We start from the raw sequence: 21274 nt of genomic DNA, 5'->3' as shown, positions 1-21274 counted from the left end.
CGGCGGCGAGGTGCCGGCCGTACGATTTCCCCGTGCGCGAGCTGCTGCGGTCCTGGTGGCGTGAGCCCCGCCCGGCGCGCCCGGCACCGCACGGGTGGCGCGACGGGACGCTGGTCGCCCTGCTCGCGGCAGCGGCGCTGGTGGAGGGGCTCGCCCGGTGGGGCAGCCTGCCGCAGCCGGCGGCCGTGCCGGTCCTGATCGGCGTCGGTCTCGCCCCGGTCCTGCTGTGGCGACGGAGCCGGCCGCTGCTCGTGACGCTTGTCGCCTTCCCGGTCTGCGCCGTGGGCGAGATCGTCGTCGGTGGCGATCTCGGCCTGCACACGCTGGCCTACCTGCTGCTGGCGGTGTTCGCGCTGACGCGCTGGGGATCGGGGCGGGAGGCCGGGTTCGGCGCGGCCCTCGTCGCCGCGAAGATCACCTGGTCGACTGTGGTCGGCCACCTCGGCCCGGAGGACGCCCTGGCCGGGGCCGGGGTGGTCGCGGCGGCCCTCGCGGTCGGGGCCGCGTTGCGCTGGCGGGAGCGGGCCCGGCGGCGGGAGGTCGAGCAGGTGACGCTGCGCGAGCGGGAGCGGCTGGCCCGCGACCTGCACGACACCGTCGCCCACCATGTGTCCGCGATAGCCGTCCGCGCCCAGGCCGGACTCGCCCTGATGGAGACCCGGCCCTCGGCCGCCGCCGACGCGTTACGGCTGATCGAGACGGAGGCGAGCCAGGCCCTGACCGAGATGCGCACCCTGGTCCGGGCCCTGCGCCGCGACGAGCCGGCCGACCGGCTGCCGAGCCCCCGCATCGCCGACCTGCGGCAGTTGGCGGGCCGGACCGGTGACGGCCCGGCCGTCGAGGTGGACCTGGACGGCGACCTGGACGGCCTGCCGGCCCCGGTGGCGGCCACGATCTGCCGGCTGGCCCAGGAGTCGGTCACCAACGCCCGCCGGCACGCCCGGGAGGCGACCCGGATCACGGTCCGGGTCGTGGCCGACGGGGACACGGTGCGGCTGCGGGTCAGCGACGACGGCGTCGGCCCGCCGAGGCCCGGACGCGACGGCTTCGGGCTGGTCGGGATGCGGGAACGGGCCCATCTGCTCGGCTCCGTCGACGCCGGCCCCGACCGGGACCATGGTTGGACGGTCACCGCCGCGCTGCCCCGGGCCGTGGCATGAGCGGCGGGCCCGGCCGGGTACGGGTGCTCGTCGCCGACGACCAGGAGATCGTGCGGACCGGGCTGGCGATGATCCTCGCCGCGCAGCCCGACGTCGAGGTGGTCGGCGAGGCGGCCACCGGGCAGCGGGCGGTCGAGCTGGCCCGGCGGCTGCGCCCCGACGTGTGCCTGTTCGACATCCGGATGCCCGGCCTGGACGGGATCGAGGCGACCCGGCTGCTGGCCGGCCCGGGGGTCGCGGACCCGATGGCGGTGGTGGTCATCACGACGTTCGACCTGGACGAGTACGTCTACGCCGCGCTACGCGCCGGGGCGCGCGGGTTCCTGCTCAAGGACTGCGGCCCGGCCCTGCTCACCCAGGCCGTTCACGCGGCGGCCGCCGGGGACGCGCTGATCGCGCCGCAGGTCACCACCCGGCTGCTCCGGGCGTTCGCGGACGCCGGGCCGGCCGCCCCGCCCCGCCAGCCGGTCGACCGGCTCACCGACCGGGAGGAGCAGGTGTTGGGCGCGGTGGCCCGGGGACGCACCAACACCGAGATCTCGGCCGAGCTGCACATCACGCTGAGCACGGTCAAGACGCACGTCGCCAGCCTGATGGCGAAGCTGGGTGCGCGGAACCGGGTCGAGGTCGCGATGTGGGCGTACCGGACCGATCGGCTGCGCGACGGCTGAGCGGGACCCCTTCCGGGCGACGCCGGTCGCGGCCGGGTCCCTCCACGGTGGACGTCGCCGAAAGTACGGTCGACGGCCCCGACCATCGGCCGGTCCGACGGCGGCCCGTGGACCGATGAGCCGGCCGGGTCCGGTCGCCATGCTCGGGTCATGACGACGCGACGACGGGACTGGCCCCTCCTCACCGGGCTCAGCGCGCTCAGCGCGGTCCCCACCTTCGGCGGCGCGCTGCGGGTGGCCGCCCTCTCCGGTGGGGCCGAGGTGACCCCCGCCAACGAACGCTTCTTCGCCGCGCCGGTCCCGGTGCTGCTGCACATCGCCGCCGCCGTCACCTTCAGCCTGCTGGGGGCGTTCCAGTTCGCGCCGGGCTTCCGGCACCGCCACCGGGCCTGGCACCGCCGGGCGGGCCGGTTGCTGGTCGGCTGTGGACTGATGGTGGCCGCGACCGGGTGGTGGATGAACGCCACCTATCCGCTGCCACCGGGTGACGGCCCGCTGCTCATGGTGCTGCGTTACCTGTTCGCCGCCGGCATGTTCGTCGCCGTCGCCGCCGGTTTCGTGGCCGTCCGACGGCGACGCCTGCACCAGCACCGGGCGTGGATGATGCGGGGTTACGCGATCGCCCAGGGCGCGGGGACCCAGGGCGTGCTGCTGTCGACCTGGATGCTGGCGGTGGGGCCGACGACCGAGCTGTCGCGGGCGTTGCTCATGGGGGCGGCCTGGACGCTCAACCTGCTCGTCGCCGAGTGGCTGATCCGGCGGCGACCCGGCCCGGTCACGGCGACCCGCCCGGCGACGCTCGCCGCCACGGGATAACGGGCGGGACGGAGCGTCCCCTCGCCGGGGTGGGCCGGTCGGCGGGTCAGGCGAACCGGTCGGCGAGCGCGGTCAGCCTGGCGACGTACGCCGGCCAGTCCTGGTCGTCGGGGACGTTCGGGTTCTCCCGTCGCCAACCGATCGCCGCGTCGTGCTGCTCGCGCAGGATGTCGGCGTGGCCGGCGTGCCGGGCGAGGTCGCAGGTCACGTGGATGATGATCTGGTGCAGGGTCACGTCCTGGTGCCCCGGTCGCCACCACGGCACCCGCCCCGGCGCGTCGAGCGGCAACTCGGCGATCGTCCGGTCGGCGAACTCGGCCACCCGGCGGTACAGGTCGATCAGGCCGTCCTTCGTCTCGTCCGCCCGCGCGTACCAGTCCGCCTGCGGGTCCTCGTCGTACGCCGCCATGGGGACCAGTTCGCCGGGGGACCGGAACGTCCGGCCGAAGGTGGGGCCGAAGTAGCCGGCCTCGACGTTCAGGCAGTGCTTGAGCAGGCCCAGCAGGTTGTTGCCGGTGGCGGTGCGGGGCAGCCGGGCCTCGCGTTCGTCGAGCCCGTCCAGCTTCCACACCAGGTCGTCGCGGGTGGCCTGGAGGTAGTGCCGCAGTGCCGCCTTCGGATCGTCCCGTTCCGCCATGCCCGTCAGTCTGCCCCACCGGTACGACACCCGTGGGGGCCCGTCGCGGCAAACAGCTTCCTGACAGTCGACGGTGATGCTGGGCCCCGGCGAGATCGCCACAGAGCTGACCGGAGGCGTGACGATGAGGAAGCAACTGATGGCTGCGCTGTGCAGCGCCGTACTGCTGATCGGCGGGTGCTCGACCGCCGACGAGGAACAGCCCGCGGCCGTCGGCAAGACCGGTGAGGCGGAGGTGGCCACCCTCCAGACCGGCGCGCCCACCCCCGCCGCGTCGGCGACGTCACCGCAGGCCGAGCGGCCACGGGAACGCCTCGACGACACCCCGGAGGACCAGAAGGAACGCCTCAAACCGTACGTGAAGTGCATGGCCGACCACGGCGTCGACATCGCCAAGCTCCGGAGCGACGGCACCAGCTCGAACGGGACCAGCGAGGCGTCCAAGGCCTGTGAGCAGCTGATGCCGCTACCGCCCTGGGAGTTCGACCCGGCCAACCCGGAGGCGAAGGACTTCGCCCGGGACGTCGTCAAGTGCCTCAAGGGCAAGGGCGTCCGGTACGTCGAGGTGGGCTCCGACGGCACGGGCTGGGCCTTCGGCGGCAAGAACAACGACTCCGAGTCGATCTCCAAGGGGTTGAAGTACTCCCCGGCGTGTGAACGCGAGGTCGCCGCGAAGCGGAAGTGACCGCGCACCCGGCGGCGTCGCCCACCCCGGGCGACGCCGCCGACGGTCGTCCGCAGGGCGATCCTGCCACCGGTTTGTCAGGAACCGGTCAGGGCCGGGCATGACCTTCTTCTCACGATCGCCGGATCTCCCCGCCACCCGCCCGCCGAACTGCACACCGATCGTGAGGTGCCCGGTGCCACCACCTTCCGCCGGATTCGCGACCCCCCTGACCTGCTCTATATTCCCCAGCATGTGCGCACACGTGATGCTCGCGGAGGACGATCCGCGGCAGGCCGAGGCGCTGCGCCGCTACCTCACCGCAGCGGGTCACCGGGCGACGGTCGTGGCCGACGGCGAGACGGCGCTGCGCCAGGCCCGGGAGCAGGCGTTCGACCTTCTCCTGCTCGACGTGATGCTGCCGAGACTGGACGGCATGCAGGTTTGCCGGATCCTCCGGCAGGAGTCGGACGTGCCGGTGCTGATGCTGACCGCCCGGTCCGCCGAGGACGACCTGCTGCGCGGACTGGACCTGGGTGCCGACGACTACATGACCAAGCCGTACAGCCCGCGTGAGCTGGTGGCCCGGGTACGCACCCTGCTGCGGCGGGTACGCACGACGCCCCAGGAGTCACCGGTGCACCGGCTCGGGCGGCTCGCCGTCGACGAGTCCCGACGCCTGGTCACCGCAGGGGACACCACGGTCGACTGCACCGCCGGGGAGTTCGCCATCCTCGCCGCGATGATCCGGCAGCCCGGCCGGGTGTTCAGCCGGGTGCAACTGCTCGAACACACCCGGGGCGTCGACCGGGAGTCGACCGGACGCACCATCGACGTCCACGTGATGAACCTGCGCCGCAAGATCGAGTTGAACCCACGCCGGCCGCAGCAGCTGCTGACCGTCTACGGCGTCGGCTACAAGCTCAGCGCCGGCGCGTCGTGACCCGACGGCAGCGGGTACCCCTGCACCGCAGCCTGGTGGTGCGGCTGCTGGCCACCTCGCTGCTGGTCGCGATCTGCGCGATCCTGGCGACGACCTGGCTGGCCGTGCAGTCGACCACCCGGGCGATCCGCCAGGAGCAGGGCCGCTCGCTCGCCGACGACAAGAGCATCTACGACACGCTACTGGATCACGCGGCGACCCACCGGGACTGGAGCGGGGTCGACGCGGTGCTCGCCGAACGGGCCGACCGGCTCGAACGGCGGATCACCCTGATGACCCCGGACCGGCAGGTGATCGCCGACTCCGCCCCGGACGGCCCGTCGTTGCAGACGGCCCGGCCGTCGGCGACCGTCGACCCGTTGCAGGTCGACCTGGGCCTGACCGGCGGGACCGAGCGGGTCGATCCGCGCGCGGTCGGGCCGTACCGGCTGACCAAGCGGGAGAGCAGCACCATCCGGGAGCTGGCCGAGCGGCAGCTCGGCTGCGTGCGTGCCGAGTCCAGGGCGGACGCGCGGGTGGTGGTGGATCCGGCCGGCCGCGCCTCGGTGCAGGTGAGCGACCCGAAGGACCGGGGCATCGTCGGGTTCTGCCTGCCCGACGAGCTGACCCGCCCGATGCCGAGCGAGGCCGCCGGGATCGCCCAGTTGGAGACCCTGACCAAGACCTGCTTGAAGGAGCTGGGGGAACCGACCCGGGTCGACATCCGCGCCGACCGGACTGCGGCACCGAGCCGCGACACCCGCTTCGACGAGCAGGTCGCCGGCTGTCTGCAGAAGGCCCGGACGGCCCAGCTCCGGGCGTACGTGGCGCCACCGGCGCTGCTGTTCGTCACCGACAAGACGCAGGGCGGCTCCGAGCCGGTGTTCAACCTGTCCCGGGCCAACGTGGTCCGCATCGCCCAGGTGACCGGGGCGGTGCTGGTGGCCACCGTGCTGATCACCGTGCTGGTCGGGCGGCGGCTGGTCCGGCCGTTGCGGGCGCTCACCGACGCGACCCGGCAGCCGATGGACGAACCGGCCCGGGTTCCGGTGACCACCCGCGACGAGATCGGCCTGCTGGCCACCGCGCTCAACGATCTCGCCGCCCGGCGGGAGCAGACCGAGGCGCTGCGCCGGAGCATGGTCAGCGACGTGGCGCACGAGTTGCGGACGCCGTTGACCAACATGCGCAGCTGGCTGGAGGCCGCGCAGGACGGCCTCGCGCAGCTCGACACTCAGTTGCTCACCCTGCTGCTCGACGAGGCGCTGCTGCTGCAACACATCATCGACGACCTGCGTGACCTGGCCGCCGCCGACGCCGGTGACCTGCGTATCCACCGTGAATCGTACTTCGTGGCCGACCTGCTGGAGCAGGTCGTCGAGGCACACCGGGGGGCCGCCGAGGCGGCCGGGGTGCGGCTGGGCACCTCGGTGGGCGTCGACCTGGAGATGGCGGTCGACGGTGCCCGGCTGCGCCAGATCGTCGGCAACATCGTCGCCAACGCGGTGCGACACACCCCGGCGGGTGGTTCGGTCGTCGTGCGCCTGGAGGTACGCGACGACCAGCTCACCATCGCCGTGTCCGACACCGGCACCGGCATCGCCTCCGCCGACCAGGCCAAGATCTTCGACCGGTTCTGGCGGGCCGACGACTCCCGCACCCGCAGCACCGGCGGCAGCGGGCTCGGGCTGTCGATCGCCCGCAAGCTCGCCGAGGCGCACGGCGGCACGATCGGCGTCGAGAGCGTCCTCGGCCGGGGCAGCACGTTCACCGTCCGGCTGCCGATCGTCGTTCCGGCCCGGGGCTGAGCCCGCCGCCGTCCCTCGCTCCCGCCCACGCCGCCTTCCGGGTACGGGCGACTTTTTGCGTTGCAGTTGCACTGTAACCCGCGTACCTTCTTTTGCAATGCAGTCGTATTGCAAAGGGAGGCGCAGGTGTCGGTGATCCCCCTGTCCGAGGCACATGCCGGCCTGGTCCCGCCGGTCGGCGGCAAAGCGGCCGGACTCGGCGAGCTGATCCGCGCCGGCGAGCGGGTGCCGGAGGGGTTCTGCGTGACCACCGAGGCGCACCGGGCCGGGGTGGTTCCGCAGGACGAGGTCCGGGCGGCGTACGCGCGGCTGGGCGGCGGCCCGGTGGCGGTGCGGTCGAGCGCGACCGACGAGGACCTCCCGGACGCCAGCTTCGCCGGCCAGTACGACACGGTGCTGGACGTCGAGGGCGAGGCGGACCTGGTGGCGGCGATCGGCACGTGCTGGAAGTCGCTGCACGGCAGCCGGGCGGCGGCCTACCGGGAGGCACGCGGGAGCGACCCCGCCGACGTGCACATGGCGGTGGTGGTGCAGCGGATGGTCACCCCGGCCCGGGCCGGCGTGCTCTACACGGCGAACCCGGTCACCGGCAACCGCACCGAGATGCTCGTCGAGGTCGGGCCGGGCCCGGGCACGACGGTCGTCGACGGCCGCACCGACGTGACGCGCGTCGTCCTGACCGGCCCGGCCGGCAGCGACGGGCGGCGGCCGGAGCCCGGGTGGCGGGACGCGCTGTGGGCCGCCGGCCGGCGGATCGAGGCGCACTTCGGCACGCCGCAGGACGTCGAGTGGGCCCTCGACCACGACGGGACGCTGTGGTTGCTCCAGTCGCGGCCGGTCACCACGCTGTTCCCGCTGCCGCCGCAGACCGACGACCTTCGGGTGTACGTCGAGTTCGGCAACGTGCAGGGGATGCTGCGACCGGTCACCCCGATGGGCGTGTCCACGCTGCGCAGGGTGATCGCCGCCATGGTCGCCTCGCTCGGGATGCGGGTGGAGATCGTGGACATCGGCGGGCGGCTCTACGGCGACCTGACCGACCTGGTCCGCCGGCCGGCCAGCCGCCGGCGGCTCGTCCGGCTGATGGCCGTCGACTTCGGACCCCGCGCTCAGGCCGTGATGGAACACGTCCTGCGGGACCCCCGGTTCGCACCGTCCCCCGGCAGGTCCCGCCGCCCGGCGGACGCCTCGCTGGGTACGGCCCTGCGGGCACTACGGGGCATCCTGCGGGCGCTGGCCCGACCGGACGCGGCACGGCACCGGCTGCTCGCGGCCGTCGACCGGCTACGGGCCGAGTCGACGGCGTCGCCGCACCTGCGGACGGCCCACGAGCGGCTGCGGTTCGTCCGTGACCACGGCGACGGCGACGACGGTGCCGCCGACGACATCACCTGGCCGATCGTGGCCGGGATGCTCGCCTCGGCCCTGCCCGCCCACCTGCTCAAGGGGGTCGCCACCGAGGACGACGTCCACGCCGTGCTGCGCGGCGTCCCGCACAACGTGACCATCGAGATGGACCTCGCGCTGTGGGCGCTCGCCTGCGCCGCCCGCGAGCACCGCGAGCTGCTCCTCGGCACGCCACCGGCCGAGCTGTCGGCCCGGTACCTGCGGGGCGCGCTCCCCGAGATCGGGCTGTCCACCTTCCTGTCCCGGTACGGCCACCGGGCGGCGGCCGAGGCCGACGTCGGGGTGCCGCGCTGGGCCGAGGACCCCACCCCGGTCTTCGCGGTGATCGCCAACTACCTGCGGCTGACCGATCCCGCGCAGGCACCCGACCGGCGCTTCGCCGAGGCCGCCGCAGCTGCCGGGGCCGCGCTGGACGAGCTGGCCTCCCGGGTCCGCCGACGTCGCCCGGTGCGGGGCCGGATCGCGGTCTTCCTGCTGCGGCGGGCACGACGGCTGGCGGGGCTGCGGGAGTCCGGCAAGTTCGCCGGGCTGTACCGGCTCCGGACCGTACGCGAGCAGTTGCTGCTCATCGGGGCGACGCTGTTCCCGACGGCGGACGACGTCATGTTCCTCACCCTCGACGAGGTCGAGGCGGCCCTCGACGGTGCCGACCTGACCGGGCTGGTCGCGCGACGACGGGCGACGCACCGGCGCGAGTTGCGCCGCCGGGCGGTGCCGGTGGCGCTGCTGTCCGACGGGACCGACGTGGAGAGCACCCTGCCGGCCCCCGCCGACGGGGCAGGTCTGCTGCGGGGCGTGGGGGCGGCGACGGGTAGGGTGACCGGCCCGGCCCGGGTGATCACCGACCCGGCCACCGCGCACCTCGAACCCGGGGAGATCCTCGTGACCGCCACCACCGACCTGGGCTGGACGCCACTGTTCCTGACCGCCGGGGCGCTGGTCACCGAGACCGGCGCGATCATGGCGCACGGCCCCACGGTGGCCCGCGAGTACGGCATTCCGGCCGTGATCAGCGTGCCGGGCGCCACGTCGCGGATCGTCACCGGTCAGGTGATCACCGTGGACGGTGCGGCCGGCACCGTGACGACGGCGCGGTAGGCCCCCGATGCCCAGGAAGGTCGATCCCCGTCAGCGGCGCACGCTGATCGCGGACGCGCTCATGCGGGTCGCCGCCGACCGGGGTCTGGAGGCGGTGAGCCTGCGGCACGTGGCCGCCGAGGCGGGGGTCTCCGCCGGCATGGTGCAGCACTACTTCACCACCAAGGACGAGATGATGGCGTTCGCGCTGTCCGTCGTCCGTGACCGGGGCCGGGCCCGGGTCGAGGCGGCGGTCGCGGCACTCGGCCCGGACCCGCAGCCCCGGCTGTTGCTGCGCACCCTGCTGGCGGCGTTGCTGCCGCTGGACGAGGCGGCACGCGGGGACGGGCGGGTGGCGTTGGCGTTCCTCTCCTGGACCGCCCTGCACCCGGCGGCGGCCCCCGGGCTGCGGCCGGACACCGCGCAACTGGTGGAGTTCATCGCCGGGCTGCTGCCGCAGCCACCGGCACCGCTCGCCGGCCGGGCGGAGGCGGCGTCGGAGGCCGCGGCGGGGCTGCTGGCGATGGTGGAGGGGCTGGGGGTGTACCTGCTCGGCGGGCAGTACACCCCGGCGCAGGCGACCGCGGTCCTCGACCACCAGTTGGACCTGCTCTTCGCCTGACCGCAGCTGACCGGCAGCCGGGGGTGGACGCCGTCGGCGTCCACCCCCGGCGACGTCAGGTGAGCAGGGCCGGCCGCAGCTCGCCGCCCACGTTGATCGTGCCGACCACCCGGTCGCCGGTGAGGTCGAAGACGTCGACCGTCCGGTTGGTGCGCATGAGTTCCCGCACCGACGGCGGCAGCGACGGAGGTTCCTTCATCGCCGCCCGGACGTCCCGGGTGGTCGAGATCAGTCGACCGACCAGCGACGCCCCGTCGTGGTCCACCCGCACCCGGCCGTACTCCCAGCCGCAGGTGGTGAGGTCGAGCACCTCGAACAGGCGGGCGAGCAGCGGATGGGGGTCGGTGCCCCGGACGAACTGCGCCGCCCGGGTGCCGACGACAGTGGTGGCGGCGGCGACGTGCACGTACGGGTGCAGGCCGCCCGGCAGCGCGAACAGCGGCCAGTGCAGCCGGCCACCCGCCTCGCGCCACAGCGGCCGGTAGTTGCGCCGGTCCACCGGGAACCGCTGGCCGGTACGCCGGTACAGCTCCGCCGTCTGGGCCAGCAGGTCCGCGTGGGCGGCGTCGGCGAACTCACCGACGATCGAGGCCGCCACCGCCAGGCCGTCGCCGTCGTCGAGCAGCCGGACCATCGCCGCCACCTGCTCGGCCGGGCGGACGGCCAGGTGCGCGCCGAAGCGCTGCCGTACCTCGGCCGACAGCGCCGCCTGCCGGACCGGATCGTCCTGGACCTGCCGGCCCCCGCCGCCCAGCACCCGCCCGAGCCATCCCATGTCGCCTCGTCTCCACCGCCGTCACCGACCGCAGCCATGCTAGTGCGGCCCTGCGTCAGAGATAGCGGACGCCGGTCAGTTCCTCGGCCGCCGTCCACAGCCGCCGGCCGACGGCGGGGTCGGTGGCCTCCCGGCTGGCCCGCACCTCGGTGACCGGCCCCCGGGTCTGGAAGAACCGGGCCGGGCCGAAGAACTGGCCGCCGTGGACCTGCGGGTCGGTGGCGGCGCGCAGTTGGGGCAGCGCACCCTGCTCGACCGGTTGGGTGGCCAGCAGGCCGAGCCGGGCGATCACCCGGCCGCGCCGGCCCTGGTGGGACCAGGCCCGGGGGGTCAGGTTGGTGCGGGTGACACCGGGATGGGCCAGCACGCTGAGCACCGGCGATCCGGTGGCGCGCAGCCGGCGGTCCAGTTCGATGCCGAAGACGGTGGTGGCGAGCTTGGACCGGCCGTACGCGCCGGCACCCCGGTAGCCGCGCTCCCCCATCAGGTCGGTGAAGTCCAGGTGCGCGCTGCGGTGGGTGATCGAGCTGAGGCTGACCACCCGGGCCGCCCGCGCCGCACCCAGATTGCCCAGCAGCAGACCGGTCAGCGCGAAGTGCCCCAGCAGGTTGGTGGCGAGGTGCAGCTCGTGGCCGTCGACGCTGGTCCGGCGCGGGCCGAGCAGCACCGCACCGGCGTTGTTGACCAGCAGGTCGAGCACCGGACGGTCGGCGGCCAGCGAGGCGGCGAATTCCCGTACCGAGGCGAGGGAGGCGAGGTCCAGTTCGCGTACCTCGGCGTCGCCGCCGATGTGACGGGCGGCCTGCCGGCCGGCGGCGGTGTCGCGCACGGCGAGCACGACCCGCGCGCCCCGGCGGGCCAGGGCGGTGGCGGTGACCAGGCCGAGGCCGGAGTTCGCGCCGGTCACGACGGCGGTGCGGCCGTGCTGGTCGGGGATGTGGTCGGCGGTCCAGGTCATCTGCTGCTCCCTGACGGTCGGGTGGGACCGCCGACGCTAGGGGCCGGCCGGGCGGGACCGGTCGTACCCGGTTGCCTAGGTCCCGCAGACCTACCCGCGCCGGTCCGGGCCGCGCCACACTGGCGACATGACCCACCCGTACGCCCGTGAACTCGGTGACTTCCTGCGCGCCCGGCGCGGCCGGCTGCACCCCCGCGACGTCGGCCTGGAGCCGGGCGGGCGACGCCGGGTCACCGGGCTGCGCCGCGAGGAGCTGGCGCTGCTGGCCGGGTTGAGCACCGACTACTACCAGCGGATGGAGCAGGGCCGGGAGGTACGCCCGTCCGACGACGTGCTGGACGGGCTCGCCGCCGCGCTCGGCCTCGACGACGCGGAACGCCGGCACCTGTTCACCCTGGCCCGTGCCGCCCGCCGGCCGCTGCCCGCCCGGGTCGACCACGGCCCGGAGCGGGTGCCGGAGAGCACCCGGCGGCTGCTGCGGGTGATGGACACCCCGGCGGTGGTGCTCGGCCGCCACCTGGACCTGCTCGCCTGGAACACGTGGGCGGTGGCGCTGCTCGGCGACCCGGCGGGCTACCCGCCGGACCGGCTCAACATGCTGCTGCTGATGTTCGACGAGGCGGCGACCGGTGCCCGGCGCTGCGCGGCCTGGGAGCGGCAGGCCATGGACTACATCGGCATGATGCGCGCCGCCGTCGCCACCGACCCCACCCACCCCCGGGCCACCGCCGTCGTCGGCGAGCTGAGCATCCGCAGCGCCGAGTTCCGGCGGCTGTGGTCCCGGCACGACGTGCGCGGATCGGTCAACGGCACCAAGACCTTCCAGGTCCCCGAGGTCGGTGACATCGTCCTGGACTGGGACACCTACCCGCTGCCCGGCAACCCCGGCCCGGTCATGCTGGTCTTCACCGCCGAGCCGGGCAGCGCCGACGCCGACGCGCTGCGGCTGCTGGCGTCACTGCGGGCAACCGGCCGGTCGGATGAGAGTTATCCGACACGCCGACGCGACATCTAGTGTTGCCTCTCCCCCATCCACGCCATATATGGTGTGCCACGCAGCTGGTTCGACCGGGCCCGGTGGTCCGGTCGAGGCAACAGGGAACCCGGTGGGAATCCGGGACTGCCCCGCAGCGGTAAGTGGGAACGACCGCCGTCATCGAGCACTGGACCGCGAGGTCTGGGAAGCGACGGCCAGTAGGCGACCGGACCCGGTCACGCCCGCGAGTCCGAAGACCTGCCAGTGCGCCGTGCGCTGCTGCGCGCGGCGGTCGGAGGTCGCGCGGGACGACCGACGCCAGCACCCGGGCCGGCCGCCGTGCCGCGCCCGTTGGCGTTCTCCCGCGTCCGATGGCCATCGGTGACAGCGAGGAGAGGTCATGACGAACGTAGCGGAGAGCCTACCGTCCGATGTCGACGGCGCGGGGCCACGCCGGCCGGCGATGCGGGTACGCAAGCGCGACGGCGACACCGAGCCGGTGGACGTCAACCGGATCGTCACGGCCGTCGCCCGATGGGCCGCCGACCTGGACGAGGTCGACCCGCTGCGGGTGGCCACCAGGACGATCAGCGGCCTCTACGACGGGGCGACCACCGCCGAGCTGGACAAGTTGTCGATCCAGACGGCGGCGGAGCTGATCGGCACGGAACCGCAGTACTCCCGGCTGGCAGCGCGGTTGTTGGCCGCGTACGTGGAGAAGGAGGTACGCGGGCAGGAGGTGACCTCGTTCAGCGAGTCCATCCGGTACGCCCACGGCCTCGGCCTGATCGCCGACGACACCGCCGCGTTCGTGGCCCGGCACGCCCGGCAGCTCGACGACGCCGTCGACCCGGCCGGTGACCTGCGGTTCGAGTACTTCGGGCTGCGTACGGTGGCCGACCGTTACCTGCTGCGGCACCCGCAGTCGCGGCTGGTGGTGGAGACGCCGCAGTACTGGCTGCTGCGGGTGGCCTGCGGGCTGTCCAGCACGCCCGACGAGGCGGTCGGGTTCTACCGGCTGATGTCGTCGCTGGCCTACCTGCCGAGTTCCCCGACGTTGTTCAACTCGGGCACCCGGCACACCCAGATGTCGTCGTGTTTCCTGGTCGACTCGCCGCGCGACGAACTGGACTCGATCTACGAGCGCTACCACCAGGTGGCGAAGCTGTCGAAGTTCTCCGGCGGCATCGGCATCTCCTTCACGCGGGTGCGCGGCCGGGGCGCGCTGATCCGGGGCACCAACGGCAGGTCGAACGGGATCGTGCCGTTCCTGAAGACCCTCGACGCCGGGGTGGCGGCGGTCAACCAGGGCGGCCGGCGCAAGGGGGCGGCCTGCGTCTACCTGGAACCCTGGCATCCGGACATCGAGGAGTTCCTGGAGCTGCGGGACAACACCGGCGAGGAGGCCCGGCGTACCCACAACCTCAACCTGGCCAACTGGATCCCCGACGAGTTCATGCGCCGGGTCGAGGCCGACGGCGAGTGGTCGCTGATCGACCCGTCGGACGCCCCGGAGCTGCCCGACCTGTACGGCGAGGAGTTCGACGCCGCGTACCGGGTCGCCGAGAAGAAGGCGGTCCGCACGGTGCGGGCCCGGGACCTGTACGGGCGGATGATGCGCACCCTGGCGCAGACCGGCAACGGGTGGATGACGTTCAAGGACCCGGCGAACCGGCTGTCCAACCAGACCGGCGTGCCGGGCAACACGATCCACCTGTCCAACCTGTGCACCGAGATCCTGGAGGTCAACAGCGACACCGAGACGGCGGTGTGCAACCTCGGGTCGGTCAACCTGGGCGCGCACCTCACCGACGACGGCGTCGACTGGGACAAGCTGCGCGGGACGGTCCGCACGGCGGTGGTGTTCCTGGACCGGGTGATCGACATCAACTACTACCCGGCCGAGCAGGCGGCGGTGTCGAACCCGCGCTGGCGGCCCGTCGGGCTGGGGCTGATGGGGCTTCAGGACGCGTTGTTCGCGCTGCGGCTGCCGTTCGACTCGGCCGGGGCCCGGGAGTTGTCCACCCGGGTCCAGGAGGAGATCTTCCTGACCGCCCTGGAGACGTCGACCGGTCTCGCCGAACGGTTCGGCGCGCACCCGGCGTACGCCGAGACCCGGGCCGCCCGGGGTGACCTGCACCCGGACCTGTGGGGGGTCGAACCCACCCAGGTCGACCGGTGGGTCGCGCTGCGCACCCGGATCGCGGCGCACGGCCTGCGCAACTCGCTGCTGGTGGCGATCGCCCCGACCGCCACGATCGCGTCGATCGCCGGCTGCTACGAGTGCATCGAGCCGCAGGTGTCCAACCTGTTCAAGCGGGAGACCATGTCCGGGGAGTTCCTCCAGATCAACACGTACCTGGTGCGGGAGCTGAAGGCGCGCGGGTTGTGGACGTCGGAGATCCGCGACCAGATCAAGCGGGCCGAGGGTTCGGTGCAGGGGATCGTCGACCTGCCCGCCGAGGTGCGGGAGCTGTTCCGTACCGCGTGGGAGCTGCCACAGCGGGCGCTGATCGACCTGGCCGCCGCGCGGGCGCCGTACATCGACCAGTCGCAGTCGCTGAACCTGTTCCTCAGCGCGCCTACCATCGGCAAGCTGTCCTCGATGTACCTGCACGCCTGGAAGTCCGGGCTGAAGACCACCTACTACCTGCGGTCGCGTCCGGCGACCCGGATCCAGCAGGCCACCGTCACCGTCGCCCCGGTCGTCGCGGCCGACGCCGAGGCGCTCGCCTGCTCCCTGGAGAACCCCGAGAGCTGCGAGGCGTGCCAGTGACCACCGTCGACGAACCCCGCACCGCCGGGCGGCAGCTGCTGCTCGACCCCGGCATGGACCTCACCCTGCGGCCGATGCGCTACCCGCACTTCTTCGACCGGTTCCGGGACGCCATCCGCAACACCTGGACGGTGGAGGAGGTCGACCTGCACTCCGACCTGGCCGATCTGGAGCGGCTGTCGCCGGCCGAGCGGCATCTGGTGTCCCGGTTGGTGGCGTTCTTCGCCACCGGTGACACGATCGTCGCCAACAACCTGGTGCTCAACCTCTACCAGCACGTCAACTCACCGGAGGGCCGGCTCTACCTGTCGCGGCAGCTGTTCGAGGAAGCCGTGCACGTGCAGTTCTACCTGAACCTGCTCGACACGTACGTGCCCGACGAGCAGGAACGGTTCGCCGCGTTCGCCGCCATCGAGAACATCCCGTCGATCCGGCGCAAGGCCGAGTTCTGCTTCCGCTGGATCGACTCGGTATTCGAACTGCGGGAGCTGCGTACCCGCGCGGACCGGCGGGCGTTCCTGCTCAACCTGATCTGCTTCGCCGCCTGCATCGAGGGGCTGTTCTTCTACGGGGCCTTCGCCTACGTCTACTTCCTGCGGTCCCGGGGCCTGCTCAACGGGTTGGCGTCGGGCACCAACTGGGTGTTCCGCGACGAGTCGATGCACATGGCGTTCGCCTTCGACGTGGTGGAGACCGCCCGGCGGGAGGAGCCGGACCTGTTCGACGCCGAGCTGGAACGTCAGGTGACCGAGATGCTCGCCGAGGCCGTCGAGTGCGAGGTGCAGTTCGCCGAGGACCTGCTCGACCAGGGCGTGTCCGGGCTGTCACTTAAGGACATGCGGGCCTACCTGGAGCACGTCGCCGACCGGCGGCTCGCCCAGCTCGGCATCGCGCCGCGCTACGGGGCGCAGAACCCGTTCGCGTTCATGGATCTGCAGGACGTGCAGGAGCTGTCGAACTTCTTCGAGCGGCGGGTGTCGGCGTACCAGGTGGGGGTCAGCGGCAGCGTCACCTTCGACGACGACTTCTGACCGGCGTGGCCGGGGCCCGGTCCGGTGGGGCGTGCGACCACCGGGCCGGGCCTGGCCGTCGGTCAGGGGCCGGCGTTGCCGAACACCTCGATCTCGGCGAGGCCGACGTTGACGGTGCCGCCGCCGACCCCGGTGACGGTGAGCTTGACGCTGGTCACCGTCTTCGCCGCCGGGAGAATGATCTCCGTCGGGCCGCCGCTGTTGTCCAGGGCGCCGACGGCCGTGGAGGTGCCGTCGCTGAACAGCAGGGTGCCGCCGGTGATCTGGTCGTTGGGGTTGGGCCGGTCGTAGAGGACGACCCGGCGGATGGTGCGCGGGCCCGGCCAGCTCAGGGTGAGCTGGGTGCCGACGCCGCCGTAGACGGTCGCCCACTCCCGGGTCGGGTCGTCGGGCCAGCCGGCGATCACCCCGTCGACGGCCTTGGCCGCCGTCTGCCCGCTGCCGGTGTCCTGGCTGGTCGCGGTGACGGTGGCCGTCCGGGCCAGGTTGGGGCCGAGGACCTTGTACTGCCGCTGGAGGAAGTACGGGTAGTCGTGGCCGGCGCAGGTGGGCAGGCTGGTGCAGGCCCCGTCGTCGTACTGGCCGTAGGCGAAGAAGGCCGCGGACTTGGCGGCGACGTCGGTCGACCCCAGGTTCGCCGGATAGTTCTTGATCTTGTAGTCGTGGTAGCCGGTGAACGTCGGCGAACCGACGTACGCCTGCTCGGCGGCTTGGGCCAAGTAGGCCGCGGCGTGGTGGTCGCTGTGGTCACCGTCGCCGAACCCACCGGCGTGGTCCTGGGTGTTGACGGCGGTCGGCTGGTAGGCGGCCATCAGCCCGGCCAGGGTGGTGGTCAGGCCGGAGCGGCTGTAGCTGGACGCGCCGGCGCCCAGCGACGTGATCGACGAGATGTCGTTGAGCCAGAGCTTCTGCAGGCTCTGCGAACCGGTGTTCGGATGGCCGGTGCCGCCGGGGTATCCGTCCGGGAGCCGGAGGAAGGCCAGCGACACGGTGGGCTTGGCGGTGAGGGTGAAGATCGGGATCGGGTGCCCGCTGATCCCGGCGTCCGCCTGGGTCCAGGTGTCGGCGACCCCGGCCATCTGGGCGTACGCCGCCCGCGCCCCGGTCTCCCGGCCGGTCCAGTAGGCGCTGTCCCGGCCGGCGTCGCCCGCCGTGACGAAGACCGTGCGGACGCAGCGGTTGGCCTGCACGTCGTGCAGCAGGTCCGGGCTGAGGAAGAGCAGGTCGTCGTCCTGGTGGGCGACCACGTTCATGATCGCTCCGGCCGGGCAGCCCGGCCCGGCCTGGGCGGCCGGCGGGCCGACCAGGGTAGCCGCCGCGCAGGCGGCCACCACCCCGACGGCCAGCGACCACCGGGCCGGACGACGGCGAACTGTTCGCATGACAAAGTGACGCACGGTTACCTCCCCGTAGCAGTAGCGTGCGTCCTCTTTCTACCATGGACGAACGTCAACCTCTGCCCCGTCACGACGGCCCCCGGCGTCGGACGGCCGGGCCGGGTCAGCGCGGCGGCCCCGTCTCGGTGAGCCGGCCGTCGGCCAACCGGAGCCAGCGGTCCACGGCGATCCCGGCGAGGAACCGGTCGTCGTGACTGACCACCACGAACGCCCCCCGGTACGCCAGCAGCGCGCTCTCCAACTGCGCCACGCTGACCAGGTCCAGGTTGTTGGTGGGCTCGTCGAGCAGGAGCAGCTGCGGTGCCGGCTCGGCGAACAGGACGCAGGCCAGGGTGGCGCGCAGCAGTTCGCCACCGGACAGCGCGCCGACCGGCAGGTGGACGCGGGCACCCCGGAACAGGAACCGGGCCAGCAGGTTCATCCGCTCCGCCTCGGCCCGCGCCGGCGCGAACCCGGCGAGGTTCTCCGCGACCGTACGGTCCGGGTCGAGCAGGTCGAGGCGCTGCGACAGGTACGCCACCCGACCCTGGGCCCGGGTGGCGGTGCCGGAGTCCGGTTCCTGCCGCCCACCGATCAGCCGCAGCAGCGTCGACTTGCCCGCACCGTTCGGCCCGGTCAGGGCGATTCGTTCCGGTCCCCGGATGTCCAGGCCGACCCCCGCACCGGCGAAGACCGGCCGGCCGTCGTATCCGGCCCGCATCCCCTCGCCGTGGAAGACGGTCCGGCCGGTGGGCACCGTCGTGTCCGGCAGGTCGAGGACGAGGTGGTCGTCGCGGCGGGCGGCCCCGCTCGCCTGGTCCAGCCGGGCCTGGGCGTCGCCGACCCGGGCGGTGTGCACGTCCTGGGCCCTGGCCGCCGACACCTGCGCCTCCCGCTTGAGGTTGCCGGCGACGATCCGGGGCAGCCCCGCGTCGGACAGGTTCCGGGCGGCGGTCGAGGCCCGGCGGGCCGCCCGCTCGCGGGCCTGCTGGAGTTCCCGCTTCTGCCGTTTCACGTCCTGTTCGGCCTGACGCACCTGCCGCTCGGCGACCTCCCGCTCGACCCGTACCACCTGCTCGTGGTGGGTGAAGTTGCCGCCGTACCAGCGGAGCCCGCCGTGGTCGAGGGCGGCGATGCGGTCCATCTCGTCCAGCAGTTCCCGGTCGTGGCTGACCACGAGCAGCGCACCCGGCCAGGACCGCAGCACGGCGAGCAGGCGCGCCCGCGCCGGTCGGTCGAGGTTGTTGGTGGGCTCGTCGAGCAGCAGCACGTCGGGCCGTTTGAGCAGTTCGGCGGCGAGGCCGAGGGAAACCACCTCACCGCCGCTGAGGGTGCCGAGCCGGCGGTCCAGCGTCACCCCGGTCAGGCCGAGCCGGTCGAGGGCGAGACGGGTGCGGTCCTCGACGTCCCAGTCGTCGCCGACGGTGGCGAAGTGCTCCTCGGCGGCGTCACCGGCCTCGATGGCGTGCAGCGCGGCGACGACGCGGTCGACCCCGAGCACCTCGGCCACGGTCTGCCGCATCGCGAACGGCAGGTGCTGCGGCAGGTAGCCCAGCACCCCTTCCACGGTGATGCTGCCCCCGGTGGGGCGCAGTTCGCCGGCGATGAGCCGCAGCAGGGTGGACTTGCCGGCCCCGTTCGCCGCGACCAGGCCGGTGCGGCCACCGGGAAGGGAGAACGACAGGTCCTCGACGACCGGGGTGTCATCCGGCCAGGAGAAGGACAGGTTGGAGCAGACGACGAAACTGTCAGACATGACGGACCTCGGAGACAGGTGATCCGGGCGCGTAGGCGCTGCCCGGGGTGAACAGGGCAGGACGACATGGGCGACGCGGCGGGGGATCGTCCCCGTCGGTCACCGCAGCCGGGTGTTCACCCGGAGATGTCGTCGTCACCTGCCACGGTCTGCTCCCTGTCCTGGTCGACCCGACCAGAATAACCCGGTCGGCCCGGCGCGGGCGGGCCGACGCACGCCCGGCGCAGGCGGGCTAGCGCGGCGCGTAGTCGAACCAGTCGAACGCGACGACGCCATCCGCCGCGTACATGCCGATGACCCGGCCGGTGAAGCCGCCGGCGACCTCGGTCGACAGGTACCGGCCGTCGAGTTCGGCCAACACGTCGAAGGTCCCGTCCGGGCGCTCGACGCCGAGCCGGAGCTGGTCGGGTTCCTTGGCGGGGTGCCAGTCGCCGGGGGCCGGGGCGAGCACCTCGACGCGCAGGTGGACCGGGCCGGGCCCGACCGGCCGGGTGGCGAGCGTCGACAGCACCGATCCGATCCGGGCCACGACCCGCACCGCGCCGCCGCCCGCCTCGATGTCGTAGTGATGCCGTTCGTCCAGGCGGACCACCAGACCGCCGCGCCCGTCGCCCGGATCGACCACGGTCCCGACCCGGCATGACGGGTGCTGCTGGCGGCGGCCGACGAACGTGACGTCCGGCGCGTCCGGCGACGTGCCCCGGGCCCGCAGCGTCAGCCAGCCGGGCCGTTCGGCCAACGACCAGACCTCCGCCGGCCGGGACCGCACCGACACCCAGCGGGGGTGCAGCCGGTCGGCGTCGAAGTCGTCGCGTACGGGCGGCGGGGCGACGGGGTGCGCGGCCCACGGCGGGGCGGCCATCGTCGGCGTGACCGCGCCGACCACCGGCCAGCCGTCGACCCAGGTCACCGGGGCCAGGAACGTCTCCCGCCCGAGCACGTGCCAGCCGGGGGTGCCGCCGCCGGGGCGGACCCCGAGCAGCACCAGCCACCACGATCCGTCGGGCCCCTCGACCAGGTCGGCGTGGCCGGTGTTCTGGATCGGCCGGTGGGTGCCCCGGTGGGTGAGGATCGGGTTGGCCGGGCCCGGCTCGTACGGGCCGTCGGGTCTGGTCGCGCGGGCGATCGAGACGGCGTGCCCGCGTTCGGTGCCGCCCTCGGCGATCAGCAGGTACCAGTGGTCACCGATCCGGTACAGGTGCGGCGCCTCCGGGGCCTGCGCCCCCGCCGCGCCGGACCACAGCCGCCGGACCGGGCCGAGGGTGCGTCCGGTCTCCGGGTCGAGGCGCACCTGCCCGATCCCGGCGTACGTGCACCAGCAGGTGCCGTCGTCGTCCCAGGCGAGGTCGGGGTCGATGCCGTCCACCCCGGGTGCCCGGACCGGGTCCGACCAGGGGCCGGCCGGGTCGGCGGCGGTGCAGATCAGGGTGCCGCCGCCGTCCGCGCAGTTGGTCACGATCAGCCAGAACCGGCCGTCGTGGTGGCGCAGGGTCGGCGCGTACACCCCGGCCGACGACGGCATGTCGACCGGCAGGGTGAGCTGACCGGGCCGGTCCAGCGCGTTGCCGATCTGCTCCCAGTGCACGAGGTCCCGGCTGTGGAACAGCGGCACCCCGGGGAAGTACTCGAAGCTGGAGCAGGCCAGGTAGTAGTCGTCGCCGACCCGGCAGACGCTCGGGTCGGGATGGAAGCCGGCCAGCACCGGGTTGGCGAAGGTGCCGTCGCCCCAGCCGGCCGCACCCCCGGTCACCGCGTCGGCCCCGACCGGATTCATCCACCAACCCCCTGGGATCGTGATCAGGATGGATACCCGCTCACGATCCCACGGGGCGGCACCGCCTG

Annotated in this window: 17 protein-coding genes and 1 riboswitch; of the genes, 11 read left to right on the top strand and 6 right to left on the bottom strand. The window is 73.4% G+C overall.

The window, feature by feature from the left end:
* The first annotated feature begins 32 nt into the window (after positions 1 to 32).
* The 3 genes from FJK98_RS13800 to FJK98_RS13790 all read left to right on the top strand — a co-directional run bounded on the left by FJK98_RS13800 (position 33) and on the right by FJK98_RS13790 (position 2647).
* Positions 33 to 1160 (top strand): sensor histidine kinase, encoded by a 1128-nt coding sequence (locus FJK98_RS13800; RefSeq protein ID WP_145919369.1) that lies wholly within the window; start codon positions 33 to 35, stop codon positions 1158 to 1160.
* Positions 1157 to 1831: a response regulator transcription factor gene (locus tag FJK98_RS13795; RefSeq protein ID WP_145919368.1), complete on the top strand. Its 675-nt coding sequence runs from the start codon at positions 1157 to 1159 to the stop codon at positions 1829 to 1831. The genes FJK98_RS13800 and FJK98_RS13795 overlap by 4 nt, the downstream gene beginning before the upstream one ends.
* Positions 1832 to 1981: 150 nt before the next feature.
* Positions 1982 to 2647 carry a DUF2306 domain-containing protein gene (locus tag FJK98_RS13790; RefSeq protein ID WP_145919367.1) on the top strand — a complete coding sequence of 222 codons (666 nt, stop codon included), beginning with the start codon at positions 1982 to 1984 and terminating at the stop codon, positions 2645 to 2647.
* 46 nt (positions 2648 to 2693) lie between these two features.
* Here FJK98_RS13790 and FJK98_RS13785 read toward each other — a convergent pair whose 3' ends face one another.
* Positions 2694 to 3284, bottom strand: a complete 591-nt coding sequence (locus FJK98_RS13785; RefSeq protein ID WP_145919366.1) for a DinB family protein — start codon at positions 3282 to 3284, stop codon at positions 2694 to 2696.
* Positions 3285 to 3408: 124 nt separating this feature from the next.
* On the opposite strand from FJK98_RS13785, the gene FJK98_RS13780 reads away from it, so the two are divergent.
* From FJK98_RS13780 to FJK98_RS13760, 5 genes are all read left to right on the top strand, one after another.
* A complete protein-coding gene (locus FJK98_RS13780; protein ID WP_145919365.1) occupies positions 3409 to 3969 on the top strand; it encodes a hypothetical protein in 561 nt (186 codons plus the stop codon).
* Positions 3970 to 4201: 232 nt separating this feature from the next.
* A complete protein-coding gene (locus tag FJK98_RS13775; RefSeq protein ID WP_194821796.1) occupies positions 4202 to 4891 on the top strand; it encodes a response regulator transcription factor in 690 nt (229 codons plus the stop codon).
* Entirely contained in the window at positions 4888 to 6678 is a 1791-nt protein-coding gene (locus FJK98_RS34660; protein ID WP_205789443.1) for a cell wall metabolism sensor histidine kinase WalK, read from the top strand. The genes FJK98_RS13775 and FJK98_RS34660 overlap by 4 nt, the downstream gene beginning before the upstream one ends.
* A gap of 126 nt (positions 6679 to 6804) precedes the next feature.
* Positions 6805 to 9183, top strand: a complete 2379-nt coding sequence (locus tag FJK98_RS13765; protein WP_145919364.1) for a PEP/pyruvate-binding domain-containing protein — start codon at positions 6805 to 6807, stop codon at positions 9181 to 9183.
* A gap of 7 nt (positions 9184 to 9190) precedes the next feature.
* Entirely contained in the window at positions 9191 to 9784 is a 594-nt protein-coding gene (locus FJK98_RS13760) for a TetR/AcrR family transcriptional regulator (protein ID WP_145919363.1), read from the top strand.
* Positions 9785 to 9839: 55 nt separating this feature from the next.
* Here FJK98_RS13760 and FJK98_RS13755 read toward each other — a convergent pair whose 3' ends face one another.
* A complete protein-coding gene (locus FJK98_RS13755; protein ID WP_145919362.1) occupies positions 9840 to 10559 on the bottom strand; it encodes a hypothetical protein in 720 nt (239 codons plus the stop codon).
* 55 nt (positions 10560 to 10614) lie between these two features.
* A complete protein-coding gene (locus FJK98_RS13750) occupies positions 10615 to 11517 on the bottom strand; it encodes an oxidoreductase (RefSeq protein WP_145919361.1) in 903 nt (300 codons plus the stop codon).
* 127 nt (positions 11518 to 11644) lie between these two features.
* Between FJK98_RS13750 and FJK98_RS13745 the strand changes: the two genes are divergently transcribed.
* The 3 genes from FJK98_RS13745 (at position 11645) to FJK98_RS13735 (ending at position 16300) form a co-directional block, all read left to right on the top strand.
* Positions 11645 to 12532 (top strand): helix-turn-helix transcriptional regulator, encoded by an 888-nt coding sequence (locus FJK98_RS13745; RefSeq protein WP_145919360.1) that lies wholly within the window; start codon positions 11645 to 11647, stop codon positions 12530 to 12532.
* A gap of 28 nt (positions 12533 to 12560) precedes the next feature.
* A riboswitch (cobalamin riboswitch) is annotated at positions 12561 to 12774 on the top strand.
* Between the two features lie 119 nt (positions 12775 to 12893).
* Complete coding sequence (locus FJK98_RS13740; protein ID WP_145919359.1) at positions 12894 to 15269, top strand: ribonucleoside-diphosphate reductase subunit alpha; 2376 nt, start codon at positions 12894 to 12896, stop codon at positions 15267 to 15269.
* A 53-nt stretch (positions 15270 to 15322) separates the two neighbouring features.
* Positions 15323 to 16300, top strand: a complete 978-nt coding sequence (locus FJK98_RS13735; RefSeq protein ID WP_228543325.1) for a ribonucleotide-diphosphate reductase subunit beta — start codon at positions 15323 to 15325, stop codon at positions 16298 to 16300.
* 62 nt (positions 16301 to 16362) lie between these two features.
* On the opposite strand, the gene FJK98_RS13730 is transcribed toward FJK98_RS13735, so the two are convergent.
* The 3 genes from FJK98_RS13730 to FJK98_RS13720 form a co-directional block, all read right to left on the bottom strand.
* Positions 16363 to 17697, bottom strand: a complete 1335-nt coding sequence (locus FJK98_RS13730; RefSeq protein ID WP_145919358.1) for a PIG-L family deacetylase — start codon at positions 17695 to 17697, stop codon at positions 16363 to 16365.
* Between the two features lie 103 nt (positions 17698 to 17800).
* Positions 17801 to 19432, bottom strand: a complete 1632-nt coding sequence (locus FJK98_RS13725) for an ABC-F family ATP-binding cassette domain-containing protein (RefSeq protein ID WP_145919357.1) — start codon at positions 19430 to 19432, stop codon at positions 17801 to 17803.
* A 232-nt stretch (positions 19433 to 19664) separates the two neighbouring features.
* Positions 19665 to 21206, bottom strand: coding sequence for a glycoside hydrolase family 43 protein (locus FJK98_RS13720; protein ID WP_145919356.1), 1542 nt, complete (start codon positions 21204 to 21206; stop codon positions 19665 to 19667).
* Positions 21207 to 21274: the final 68 nt, after the last annotated feature.

Source organism: Micromonospora sp. HM134 (genome assembly GCF_007833915.1).
Classification (GTDB): Bacteria; Actinomycetota; Actinomycetes; order Mycobacteriales; family Micromonosporaceae; genus Micromonospora; species Micromonospora wenchangensis.
This window is presented reverse-complemented; position numbering and strand designations above follow the sequence as displayed.